Source organism: Streptomyces sp. NPDC005925, from assembly GCF_040638805.1.
Classification (GTDB): Bacteria; Actinomycetota; Actinomycetes; order Streptomycetales; family Streptomycetaceae; genus Streptomyces.
This window is the reverse complement of the sequence record NZ_JBEXVL010000025.1, coordinates 1-12117: the sequence shown is the minus strand read 5'-3', so window position 1 is coordinate 12117 and position 12117 is coordinate 1. Positions and strand designations below refer to the sequence as shown.

The window sequence follows — 12117 nt, the reverse complement described above, 5'->3', positions numbered from 1 at the left end:
TTTACCGCGCGTCCTTCTGCGGCCCGTACCGCGTCCGCGAGGCACTCCGGCACGGCGTCGGTCCGCTCGCCGGTAAGACACAGGGGCCGGCAGCATGCCGGGCGTTGCGTCTCCGGTGGGTCGAGGCTCCGGGCGCGTGCGTCAGCCGTCTGCCGCCTGCCGACTGCCGACTGCCGACAGCCGACAGCCGACAGCCGACAGCTGGAACCGGCGTACGAACAATCCACCGAAACCACCACGCCGACGCCCCGCCCCACCAGCCTCCCGACAGCCCGCACACCCCCAGCCGTAGTTCCCCGCAATCTCTCTGGACACATTCCCCAGCAGCAAAGGAGACTGTTGCTCACGTTCCTTCAGGGGAATTGTCATTGGTATAGATCACGGGAGTCGCGACCCGATATCCTGCCGATGCGGCCACTCGTGTCCCGGTTGTCCGGGGCGGAGAACTCCGGTGGCGGAGTCGGCGATCACCGGCCGGAGAGCGGCGTACCGGGGAACAGGGATCGTCCGCTTCGTTGCCAATGCCACCGAGTCTGCTGAACGTTGCTCAAACAGGGAACTGTGCGAATGAACGTCCGTCGACCCAAAGCTTCTCTATAGGCGGGTTCATTCCGATTGACCGTTTGGTTGGCATCTCCCCCGACGGCACGACGGCTACCACACGAGCCCGGGGCGACAACGGCGGCACACCAGGCGAAGTTGGCAACTAGGCGTCAGCGCGGGCCGAATACGCGCGAGTAACCGTCCCCATAGCACCCAAAGCGGTGGCAGCGGCGCCGGTTCCGGTCACTGCCTCTGCAGCTTGCTGTCACTGACAGCACCACGAGAACTGGATATCGTCGGGAAGTCGTGATTACCTACACCTGATTTCGACCGCACCAAGAGCACAAACCCCACGATCGATGCACAACACGCCTTTTCCTTGACCGGGAGGCAATGCGTCGTGGTTGGCACGAGATTAACTTCTGGTTTAAACAAAGCGCCGAGCGGGGGCCGGCAGTGACACACTCAGCGTCACTGGGCCGGGGCCATCCTGAGCCGGTACACGCGCGGCGACGCAATGTGAAACAACATGGGGGCGCACGCGTGGCTGGCACTTTGTTCGAACTACCGACGGTCGGCGAGCTTGCAGAAAACGCCCCTCAGGGCCATGCCGCTCGGCTGGAACAGACGCTGCTGCAGGCCCGGGGGCTGATCGAGTACACGGTCTCCCTGCACCGCCGCCGCCCGGCGACGACGGCGGGCCTGACCCACATGGACGCCGAGGGGACCACCAGCACCCTCGAGGAACTGGTGTCCCGGGCGCGCAGTTCGGTGAACGTTGCGCTCACCGGGTCGGCCGCTCTGGTGCAGGCCGCGCTCCGCGTGCTGGTGCAGGTGCCCAGCGGAGTGACCGTGCGCGTCCTGTGCAGCCCGGCAGCCGTCGACATGGCGCCCGACGTGCTGCGCAGCCTCCCGGCCGTGCGGGTCTTCCCGCACGAGCTGTGCGGGATCGTCGTCGTCGACGGAAAGTCCGCGTTCCTGCGGCTCGGTTCCACGGGCGACGAGGACGGCAGGGCAGCCGTCGTCACCGACCCCGCCGCCGTCAGCACCCTCCAGCTGCTGTACGTCGGCGTCTGGTCGCGCGGCCGCAAACTCGTCGACCACCCCGAGCTGAGCCCCCGGCTGCGCTCCGACCTCACCCGCCGCATCCTGGAGCAGTTGCGCTCCGGGCGCACCGACGCCACCGCCGCGCGCGAGCTTCAGGTGTCCCTGCGGACCTACCGGCGTCATGTGGCCGAGATAATGCGGGAGTTGCACGCGTCGTCCCGCTTCCAGGCCGGTGTCCGCGCCGTGGAGATCGGACTGCTTCCCAAGGCGCCGTGACCGGCGGGGCGGGACGCCGTGCGGGGCGACCCGGCGAACGGAACATCCAGCGAGAAGTGGGGGCACACCGTGTGCAGCCAATCGGGGGACGAGTTGGAGCATGCCCTTCTGCAGCTCAGAGAGCTCATCGAGTCGACGATGATCATGCACCGGGACCGCAGCCGGCGCGAGCAGCTCATCACGGCGCTGCCCGGTGGCTACGGCAGCCTCATCGGCGCCACCCGTGAGCTGATCGAGCAGTCCGGCGAGACCGTGGACATCCTGCGTTCGCGGGTGCCGGCCCCGGGCAGGCGGCTGGAGAAGATCGGGCGGCTGGAGACCGAACTGCTGCACTTCCCCCGGGAGTCGGTCGCGGTGCGGCTGCTCGCCGGCCCGGACCTGGTGGGTGAGTCCTTCGTCAAGCAGCTCCCCCCGGAGCGCCAGAAGCAGATGTCGATCCGGGTGGCGCGGCTGCCTCCCCTGCAGGTGCTGATCGCCGACGGCGCGACCGCCCTGGTGGTGGTCGGCCCGCCCGCCGAGCGCCGGGCGTCCCTGATCCGGGTGCCCGAGGTGCTGGAGGCCCTCCGGACGCTCTTCGAGAGCCTGTGGAACACCGCCCTGGAGCCCCGGGACGACGTCGTGTTCGGCGACCGCGACCGGGCGGTGCTGGCCCGGCAGATCCTGGGCGCCATGCGGGCCGGCGTCACCGACGAGGTCGCGGCCCGCGAACTGACCGTCTCCGTGCGCACGTACCGGCGTTACGTCGCGGAGATCATGGCCCTGCTGGGTGCCACGTCGCGCTTCCAGGCGGGGGTCCGGGCCGCGGAGCTGGGGATGCTGCCGCGCAACACCACGTGCTGGCAGGACGTGAAGAGGTCGGGCGCAGGTTCCTGAAACGCGCATTGCCTCCCCGACCGCACGGGCAGTTGGATGGGCGCGCAGGGAACGGGACTCATCTTCGGGGTGGTCCCCGTCTCCGGCGGTTCCCCCCGTAACCGCCGGTCCGCGGCGACCCGTGCCGGCCCGGCCGGTGCGGGTCCCGTGTCCTCGACGACTCCGTGCGGAAGGTGCATCCATGGATCAGCGGTCGATCGGTCTGGTGTTTCCCGGCCAGGGAACACAGCGTCAGGCAATGGGCGCCGCGTGGCGGGACACACCCTCCTGGGAGATCACCGCCGAGATTTCCGAGGCCACCGGGGAGGACATCCCCGACCTGCTGCTGAACGCCACGACGGAGCAGCTGCGGCGCACCGACCTGGCCCAGATGTCCGTGTTCGCGGTGGAGATGATCGCGCACGCCGAGGCGGTGCGGCGCGGCGCGTTCGACGGCCCCGTGGTGGCCTGCGCCGGGCACAGCCTCGGCGAGTACGCCGCCCTCACCGCGGCCGGTGCCCTCACCCTCGGTGACGCCGCGGCCCTCGTCGCCAAGCGGGGCCGTGCCATGCGGGAGGCCTCCGGCGCCCGCGAGGGCACCATGGGCGTCCTGGTCGCGGCCCCTCTCCCGGACGTGGAGCAGCTCGTGGCCGACGTACGGGAGCGGGGGGAGGACGTGTGGGTCGCCAACGTCAACGCCCCCGGGCAGACCGTGGTCTCCGGGTCCGTGGACGGGGTCGGCCGGGTCGCGGAGGAGGCGCCCTCGATCGGCGCCAAGCTCATCCGGGTTCAGGTCGGCGGTGCGTTCCACAGTCCGTACATGGCGCCCGCGGCGGAGGCTCTCGCGACCGCGCTGAAGGAGACCACGTCCGCGCCCCGGCATCTGCCGGTGGTGGCCAACGTCGACGCACGGGCCTACGACGGCGACAGCGGCTGGACCGAGCTCGGCACCCGCCAGCTCACCTCGCCTGTGCTGTGGGAGGAGAGCGTCCACACCCTCACCGGCACCCTTGGCTGCACCCGGCTGGTCGAACTCGGCCCCGGGCGCACGCTGGCGGGACTGATCCGCCGGATCGTCCCGGACGTCGAGGTGGTGTCCGTGGACAGCCCGGCTGCACTGGACTGACGAGATCCACGCGAGCAGAAGAGGCCGGACAACATGGCAGCTGTTCCCGACGGCACGACGATGATCAGCCTCCCGCAGGAGTGGGTCAGCGGTGTCGGCGTGCTCGACAAGGCGTCCACCCTGCTGGCGATCGTGGAGCAGGCACCGACGCCGCTGAGCGAGTTGGTCTCCCGCAGCGGTCTGACCCGGCCCACGGTGCACCGGATCGCGGTCGCGCTGGAGCGCCTCGGACTCCTCGGCCGGGACTTCCACGGCCGCTTCGTGCTCGGGCCGCGCCTGGGCACCATGTCCGTCGAGGCGCGCTACGACCGGCTGGCGCAGGCGTCGGCCCCGGTGCTGGCCGAGCTGCACGCCAGGACAGGTCTCGAAACCCGGATCCTGCGACGCCGGGGCAGGCTGCAGACCTGCGTGGCGACGGGCCCGGCCGGTGCCGAGACCAACGGCACGGAGCGGGTTCCCGTCGGTATGTCCCGGCCTGCCACCGTCGGTCCTGTCGCGCTGGTGCTCCTGGCCTGGGAAGAGCCCGAGGAGATCCACGACGGGCTGCACGGCGCGCGGTTCACGGCCGCCCACCTCGCCCAGGTACGCCGGCGCGGATGGGCCCGCGGGTCCGACGTCATGGTCCCCGGGGACATCGCTTTCGCCGTGCCGGTGCAGGACGTGGGAGACCGGGTGGCCGGCGCGCTCTCGGTGTCGGGACCGCGGAGCCGGATGGACTCGCTGCCGGAACGGTGGCTCGCAGCCGTCGTCTACGACGCCGCCGCCGACCTCGCCGACGCCCTGCGCCGCTCCCGCGCGCTGCCGTCCCCCCGCCGTGGTGCGGCGACGGCAGCCCACAGCCGCAGGACGTCCTCGGGAACCCACTGACCGTCAGGGTGAACGGCTCGGTGGAAGCCCGAGTACGCCCTCGCGGGGACTTCCGGCGACCACTTCCCCAGGCATCGGTCGGGCCCGCGGGCACGCCCCGTTCCGGGTGGCGGCCGGGGTGCGCCGCGGCCGGCCGTCCCCGACGGCGCACCGGGGCCGGACGCGGCCTGCCGGTGCGTCGTCGACGGAGCGTCACGGTGATGCGCAGGGGCCTCCCGGCGGTCGGTGTGGATGTCGCGATCCACACCGACGCCGGGAGGCCCTCACCCGTTCACGGCGCTCGACCGGCAGGTCGTCCCGCTCGGCCACGTGATCCGAAGGGGCCCGGCCCGGCTGCGGCTACGTCCGCGCGGCGACGTGTTCCTGCGCGGGCGGCTCCGGCACGCTTTCCGGGACCGGTTCGACCCGGACCTTGCCGGGCCACCACGTCCGGTGGCCGAGCAGCGTCGTCACCGCGGGCACCAGCAGCAGCGCCATCACGAAGGCGGTGAGCAGGATGCCGAAGGCCACCGCGAAACCCATCTGGCGGAGCATGGCGTTCTGTGCCAGCAGCAGGACGCCGAAGGTGCCTGCCAGGATGACGGCCGCGGTGCCGATGGTGGACGCGGAGTGGGTGATGGCCTCGCGGACGGCCTCGACCGGGGTCCTGCCGTGCGCCACCTCCTCGCGCAATCGCGCCACCATGAGGATGTTGTAGTCGGTGCCGATCGCGACGACGAACAGATAGACGATCACCGGGAGGGCGAAGGGCAGGCCCGCCTCGCCTCCGACGTTCTGGAAGAGGAAGACCGTGGCACCCAGCGTCGCCGCGAAGCCGAGGCCGACCGCGATCATCAGATGCACCGGCGCGACGACGCTGCGCAGCAGCAGACCGAGGATCAGCATGATGGCCAGGCCCGCGGCCGGGAAGACCACGGAATAGTCCCGCTTGGTGGCGTCCTGGATGTCGGCGAGTACGGCGGAAGTGCCTCCGACGAGGGCGCGAGTGCCCTCCGGGGCTGCCTCGTGGGCCGCGTCCCGGAGCGGGCCGTCGAGCAGTTCGACGGCCTTGTCGCTGGTGGGCTTGTACTCGAGTGCGACGCCGAACTGGGCGACGTCGCCCTTGGGCGCGAGGATGCCGGGCGTCACGCGCCCGAAGCCGGTGGCGGACAGGTCCTTGGCATAGGCATCGATCTGCCCCTGCTGCAGCCGGCCGCCGTCCTTCGCCTCCAGCAGGATCCACGTCGGGTCGGTCTGCCCGGCCGCGAAGCCGCGCTGCAACTCCTTGGACGCCTGGACCGACTCCAGGTCCTGCGGCAGCGAATTGCCGCCGTCGAAGATGGTGTGGAGGCCGAAGGCCCCCGTCGCGAGCACCGCGAGCAGACCGCCGGAGACGGCGGCGACCAGCCCCGGCCGGCGGGCGGTGAGCGAGGCGGCGCGGCCGGCGAGGACGTGCTTGGGTTCCTTGCTCCACGCCTTGGACGGCCAGAAGGCCTTGGTGCCCAACAGGGAGAACACCGCCGGCACGAGTGTCAGTGCGGCCACCAGGGTGACAGCCACCGAGATCGCCAGCGCCGGGCCGAGCACCTTCAGCATGCCCAGGCTGGAGAGAAGCAGCGCGAGGAAGGCGACGATCACCGCGCCGGCGGCCGAGGCGATGGTCTCCCCGACCCGCGTGACGGCGTTGGCCATCGCCTCCTTGGGTGCCTGTCCGCGGCGCAGGAACTCCCGGTAGCGGAACAGGAGGAACAGGATGTAGTCGGTGCCGACGCCGAACAGCACCACGATCAGCATCGACCCGATCGAGGCGTCCGCCTCCAGCCCGCCGATCTCGGAGGCGATACCGATCAGGCCGTTGACCGCCACGAAGACCAGGACGATGACGAGGACCGGCAGGATCGCGATGAGGGGGCTGCGGAAGATCGCCGCGAGCAGCACGATGAGCAGCACCAGCGTCGCCATCATGATCAGGGCGTCGGTGTTGCCGGCGGACTCCTGGGTGTCCAGCGCGGTCGCCGCCGCTCCGGTGATCCCCATGTGCAGCGAGGTGCCCTCGATGAGGGGTTTCGCCTCTTCGCGCATTTCCCGGACCGAGTCGATCAGGGTCTCGTCGTAGGGATTCTTGGTCGTCGCGAGGACGCTCGCCAGGGCGATCTCACCGTTGGCGGACACCGCCCGCGGACCCGATTCCACCTTGCTGATCTTCTCGAGGCCCTTGCTCTCCAGCGCCTCGGCGATCTTGTGGACGTCCGACAGGTCGGCCTTGGTCAGCCTGCCGTTGTCCTCGCGCCGGAAGACGATGGTCGAAGCGGGCTGTTCCTGCTGCGGAAATGCCTTCTTCTGGAGTTCCCCGACCTGCACCGATTCGTATTGCGAGGGCAGGAATTCGGCCTGATCGCTGACCTGCTTGAGGGGCGGCGCCAAGGCGGCCACGCCAATTGCCGCGATCACCCACGCCAATATGGTCAGCCAGGGGTGTTTGACGGCGGACCGTCCAACCCGTCCGAACATGAGGGGATGCTCCTTCTCAGGGGTTGCAAAGGCGCACTGATTATCGCCGCGCGTTACCCATGGTTGCCTCGGCGAAAAAAACGTGGCATCAACATGCCGCCTTTGATACAAAGTTCGGAGACTTTCCCGCTTTGCTATCAACTCTCATTTCAATGGCACCTTCCTGCCACTGCGTTGTCGCTCCTCGGAGGCGCTGCGAGGATTGCAGCCGGAAATGCGAAGACACGCGAGTGCGCCCACAGGCTCCCGACAGGACGGCTTTCCCCGTGACCGCAGAGCAGCTGTACGACGCGCCGGACGGCCACCGCGTACACGCCGCCGGGCTGTTGCGGCGGCTGGGTCCCCAGGCGCCCGCCTTCCAGGCCCGGTTGGGCGAGGCACTGTCCGACGCGGAACACCTGCTCCACGCGTGCACGCGCGATGCCTCCGACCCCCGTGTCGGGGCACTCGCCGGACATCTGGCGGCCACGGGCGGCAAGCGTCTGCGGCCGCTGCTGGTGCTGCTCGCCGCGGAGTTCGGGGACCCGGCGGCCCCGGGCATCGACCGGGCGGCCGTCACCGTCGAACTGGTCCACCTCGCCTCGCTCTATCACGACGACGTCGTGGACCGCGCCACCGCCCGCCACGGCTCCGCCAGCGCCAACGCCCTGTGGGGCAACCGGCCGGCGGTCCTCGCCGGCGACCTGCTCCTGGCGCGGGCCGCCCGGCTCTCCGCCGACCTGGTGCCCGAGGCGCTCGCGCTCAACGCCCGCACGGTGAACCGCATCGTCGCAGGCCAGATGAGGGAACTCGTCGGTCCGACGCCGGGCGGCGATCCCCTGGAGCACTACTTCGAGGTCACCGTCGGCAAGACCGCCGCGCTGCTGGCCATGTCGTTGGGGGTCGGCGCCCTCCAGGCGGGTGCCCCCCGCGCCGTCGCGGACGTCCTCGTCACCTACGGCGAACAGCTCGGCATCGCCTTCCAGATCGCCGACGACCTGCTGGACCTGCTGTCTCCCGAGTCGTCCAGCGGCAAGGAGCGGGGCAGGGACCTGCTCATGGACGTGCCCAGCCTGCCGGTGGTGCTGGTCAGGCAGGGCACCGACGCCTGTGACGCCGAGTTGCGTGAGGTGCTGGCGGTCGGGCCCGCGGCGGGCTCCGGATGGCATCGTCGCTTTCTGGACCTGTTCGCCACGTCCCGGGCCAGGGTCCGCAGTGAGGAGATCCTGCGCCATCGGCTGGAGCGGGCCAGGACGGGACTGCGTGCACTGCCGCCGCGGGACGCGCGGTTCACGCTCGACAGCCTGTGCGACTTCGTGGCGTCGCGCACCGGGTGACCGCTCGCTCGGCCCGCACCCGTAACGCGACCCGGAGCAGGGGCGCGTGGGCGACGGCACGGCGTATGGGTCGTCCCCGGGGCCGGTTTGCGGCGCCGATGGGGGCGACCCGGGCGCCCGGGTGCCGACGGTGACGTCCGAGGGCACCCGGGGACGTTCCTCAGATCAGGCCCACCTGCATGGCCCGCGCACCTGCCTGGAACCTGCTACGCGCGTCGAGTGCGACCATGGCCGCGGCGACATCGTTGCGTACGGTACGGACACTGCACCCCAGCCGGCGGGCGATGGCGTCGTCGGTGAGCCCCTCGGCCAGCAGGCGCAGAACGATTTCCTTGCGGGGTCTTCGACACGCCGCGCCACCGGGAGTGCGGGTGAGGTGACGTACCGCCGTGCCCCGTTCCCACAAGCGATCGGCGAGGGCGCACAGGGAGTCGAGCTCAGCGGCGGAGCGCACCACCCGGGACTTGTAGGCGTCGTCGACCACCACGGCCGCCGCGCCATCCATGATCATGGCGCACAGCGGCACCGAGTCGACCATGCGGGGCGGTACGCCCTGCTGGGCCAGCCACTGCGCGTGGACTCCGGCCGGTGAGGCGCGGAAGACGGCGCTCGACCAGACGGCCCGTAGCCGCGTGCCGCGGCGCAGGCTCATGTCCACCAGGGGACGGGAGAAGGCGAAGCCCCCCGGCACGTGGCCGGGCACGAGGAGCACCACGTCATCCTCGGCCTTGGCGACCATGCGCTCGATGACGGTGGACGCGTCGTCGCGGTACCCGCCGCCGACGGACTCCTCGATGCGCTCCACCGCCCGCTCGTGCAGGGCGATGAAGCGGTCGATCGCAGCCGGGCTGGGCTGCGGCGAACGCCCCTCGTACATGGACTGGGCCAGCAGCTCCGGGAGAGCGATGCACGGCTCGACCGCGCGAAACGCCGCGGGGTCCTCGGGTGACACGCTGGCCAGGCCCTCGGCCAGCAGCGTGTCCATCGCCTGCACCAGCTCGTGCGCCGGCCACTTCAGGGTCCTCGCCAGTTCCTGCATCCGCCAGTTGGACTGTCGGAGCATTCTCCGGTAGAGAAGCTCGGTAGCTTCGTCGAGACCGATTCCGGATTGCGCCACGTCTACCTCTCGGAAAGCGTCTTTCCCGGGGGGCAGGTCCTGCCCTCTCACAGGGTCAACCTAGACACGCTTGGATCGGCCTGGAGTGTTCGGTCAGAGGTTCGACATCTTGGTGCCAACAGCGGTGCCGCAGGCGGCCCGTGGGCCCGCTCCGCACCGTCGCATGTTCCTGCAGTGGCCGTGGCTGCCGAGATATGCGCCCGCTAGCGTGGCGCTCCACTAAATCCGTCCCATGATGGGAGCCCCGATGCAGGAGCGTGAACTACGGGCCTTCGTGGCGATAGCGGAGATCGGCCGCATGGATCTCGCGGCCAAGAAGCTGGGTTACTCGCAGCCGGCAATCAGCTATCAGATCATCTGCCTCGAGCGGTCGCTGGGCATCAAATTGTTCACCCGGAGTTCCGGCGGCACGACTCTCACGCGCGACGGCCACACAATTCTTCCGTCGGCACGCGCGACCCTCATGCTGATCGACAACATCAAGAAGGAGTGCCTGGAACTCAGCCGAGCTCCTCTGGAGAGCCTTTCCCAGTGAGGAGGGTCAGTCGCGACGCGACCCCCTTCGGTCTCGCAGCGACTTCACCATCTACAAACAAAGGGGGGAACCGTGGCACAGCAGACGATGGAAGTCGCCGCGGGCAGCGCCTCGTCGGCGACACCGTTCCGCGGCACTGTTGTGGTGTCGGGACTGGCGAGTGACGCGCACACCTGGAACCTGGTCTACCTGCAGCTCCTCATCGAGGAACTCGGCTATCACGTGGTCAACCTCGGCCCCTGCGTACCGGACGCCGTCCTGGTCGAGACATGCCGCAGGATCGATCCTGCGCTGATCGTCCTGGGCAGCGTCAACGGGCACGGCCGCACCGACGGCCTTCGCGTGGTCGCCCGGCTGCGTGACTGCCCGGAACTGGTCGCCACTCCCACGGTGATCGGCGGCAAACTCACGGTGTCCGACGAGGACGCCTCCCTCTTCGCGCCGGAGCTGCTCGAGGCCGGCTTCGACGCCGTATTCCCCGACCGGGCCGCCCACCCCGTCGAGTTCACGGCGTTCGTGGCCGCGCTCCCGGCCGCTCCCCGGCGCGGCCTGTCCATCGGGGGACCCGAGTGACCGCACGTGTCCCGGACGCCCCACCGCACAGACGGCAGGGGTTCGGCGCCTTCGTGCGCGCCCGCGCGGCGAACGGTGCGCTCGTGGTGCAGCCCCGGATGGGTTTCAGCGATCCGGGGCACATGCGCGCGGGGTTGACCGCCACCAGGGCGGCGCGAGCACACACCGTGGGCACCGTCACCCTCGACAGCTACACCAGGGTCGGGGACCTCGACGCCGTCGAACCCGCCCTGCGCGCGGGCACGCCGCTCAACGGCTACCCGATCGTCACCCACCCCGGCGCCACGACCCGGGCGGTACTCGACGGCGTCGCGGGCCCCGACTTCCCCGTCCAGGTGCGGCACGGCTCGTCCCTCCCGCAGCACATCTTCCGCAGGCTCATCGACCTCGGCCTGGACGCCACCGAGGGCGGCCCGGTCTCCTACTGCCTGCCCTACGGTCGTACTCCCCTGGCCTCATCGATCGCAGCCTGGCAGGAGTGCACCGAACTCTTCTCCCACGCGCGCGACCTGGGCGCCGAGCCGCACCTGGAGACGTTCGGCGGCTGCATGCTCGGCCAGCTCTGCCCGCCGAGCCAGCTCGTGGCCATCAGTGTGCTGGAGGCGCTGTTCTTCCGTGCCCACGGCTGCCGGAGCATCTCGGTGAGCTATGCCCAGCAGACCCACCCCGGGCAGGACACCGCGGCCGTGTTCGCCCTGCGCCGGTTGTGCGCCGCCCTGCTTCCCGACGTGGACTGGCACGTGGTCGTCTACGCCTACATGGGGGCGTATCCGGTGACCGAGGCCGGCGCGTACCGGGTACTGCGCGAGGCGGCCGAACTGGCGGTGCGGACGGGCTCCGAGCGGCTCATCGTCAAGACGGTCGCGGAGTCACGGCGCATCCCCACCGTCGAGGAGAACGTGGCGGCCCTGGAGTACGCCGCCCGCGCGGCCACGGACAATACGACGACGGCGCGCGACCCCGGTACGGACTCGCAGACGTACGCCGAGGCACAGGCCCTCGTCGAGGCGGTGCTGAATCTGCACTCCGACCTCTCGCGGGCCCTGGTGATGGCCTTCGAGCGCGGCTACCTCGACATCCCCTACTGCGTTCACCCCGACAACCGGGGCCTGACCCGCAGTCGGCTGGACGAGGAGGGCCGGCTGTGCTGGGCGGAGACCGGAGCGCTGCCGCTGGGGCGTCTGGTGCACACGGGCCGGCGCCGTGAGGTGACCGCCGCGGGCCTGCTGGCGGATCTGTCCTACCTGCGGCGGAAGATGGACCGGGAGGCCATCGGCGCCCCTCCCGGCACCGAACTGACGGGTTCCGCCTGACGCGCCCCGGATGGTGCGCGGCGCCCGCCGTCTGTGCTGCTCCTCGGGGTGGGCGAGGCACT

The 12117-nt window shown here is 70.5% G+C and carries 10 protein-coding genes; 8 read left to right on the top strand and 2 right to left on the bottom strand.

What is annotated here, in order from left to right:
- Nucleotides 1-1086: 1086 nt before the first annotated feature.
- The 4 genes from ABZ354_RS23140 to ABZ354_RS23125 all read left to right on the top strand — a co-directional run bounded on the left by ABZ354_RS23140 (nt 1087) and on the right by ABZ354_RS23125 (nt 4711).
- Entirely contained in the window at nt 1087-1866 is a 780-nt protein-coding gene (locus tag ABZ354_RS23140) for a TrmB family transcriptional regulator sugar-binding domain-containing protein (protein WP_358659633.1), read from the top strand.
- A gap of 93 nt (nt 1867-1959) precedes the next feature.
- On the top strand, nt 1960-2739 hold the full coding sequence (locus tag ABZ354_RS23135) for a LuxR family transcriptional regulator (protein ID WP_358659631.1): 780 nt from the start codon (nt 1960-1962) through the stop codon (nt 2737-2739).
- 181 nt (nt 2740-2920) lie between these two features.
- On the top strand, nt 2921-3844 hold the full coding sequence (locus tag ABZ354_RS23130; RefSeq protein ID WP_358659629.1) for an ACP S-malonyltransferase: 924 nt from the start codon (nt 2921-2923) through the stop codon (nt 3842-3844).
- Nucleotides 3845-3877: 33 nt separating this feature from the next.
- Entirely contained in the window at nt 3878-4711 is an 834-nt protein-coding gene (locus tag ABZ354_RS23125; protein WP_358659628.1) for a helix-turn-helix domain-containing protein, read from the top strand.
- 339 nt (nt 4712-5050) lie between these two features.
- On the opposite strand, the gene ABZ354_RS23120 is transcribed toward ABZ354_RS23125, so the two are convergent.
- The gene (locus ABZ354_RS23120; RefSeq protein ID WP_358659626.1) at nt 5051-7141 is read right to left on the bottom strand and encodes an MMPL family transporter; all 2091 of its coding nucleotides are present in this window, start codon (nt 7139-7141) and stop codon (nt 5051-5053) included.
- A 326-nt stretch (nt 7142-7467) separates the two neighbouring features.
- On the opposite strand from ABZ354_RS23120, the gene ABZ354_RS23115 reads away from it, so the two are divergent.
- The gene (locus tag ABZ354_RS23115; protein WP_358659624.1) at nt 7468-8517 is read left to right on the top strand and encodes a polyprenyl synthetase family protein; all 1050 of its coding nucleotides are present in this window, start codon (nt 7468-7470) and stop codon (nt 8515-8517) included.
- A 160-nt stretch (nt 8518-8677) separates the two neighbouring features.
- Here the strand turns inward: ABZ354_RS23115 and ABZ354_RS23110 are convergent, their stop codons facing one another.
- On the bottom strand, nt 8678-9580 hold the full coding sequence (locus ABZ354_RS23110; RefSeq protein ID WP_358659622.1) for a helix-turn-helix transcriptional regulator: 903 nt from the start codon (nt 9578-9580) through the stop codon (nt 8678-8680).
- 301 nt (nt 9581-9881) lie between these two features.
- Here ABZ354_RS23110 and ABZ354_RS23105 point away from each other — a divergent pair, with 301 nt between their 5' ends.
- The 3 genes from ABZ354_RS23105 (at nt 9882) to ABZ354_RS23095 (ending at nt 12055) form a co-directional block, all read left to right on the top strand.
- Nucleotides 9882-10169: a LysR family transcriptional regulator gene (locus ABZ354_RS23105; RefSeq protein WP_358659620.1), complete on the top strand. Its 288-nt coding sequence runs from the start codon at nt 9882-9884 to the stop codon at nt 10167-10169.
- A gap of 87 nt (nt 10170-10256) precedes the next feature.
- On the top strand, nt 10257-10742 hold the full coding sequence (locus tag ABZ354_RS23100) for a methylaspartate mutase (RefSeq protein WP_358659731.1): 486 nt from the start codon (nt 10257-10259) through the stop codon (nt 10740-10742).
- Nucleotides 10739-12055 carry a methylaspartate mutase gene (locus ABZ354_RS23095; RefSeq protein WP_358659618.1) on the top strand — a complete coding sequence of 439 codons (1317 nt, stop codon included), beginning with the start codon at nt 10739-10741 and terminating at the stop codon, nt 12053-12055. The genes ABZ354_RS23100 and ABZ354_RS23095 overlap by 4 nt, the downstream gene beginning before the upstream one ends.
- Nucleotides 12056-12117 lie beyond the last annotated feature (62 nt).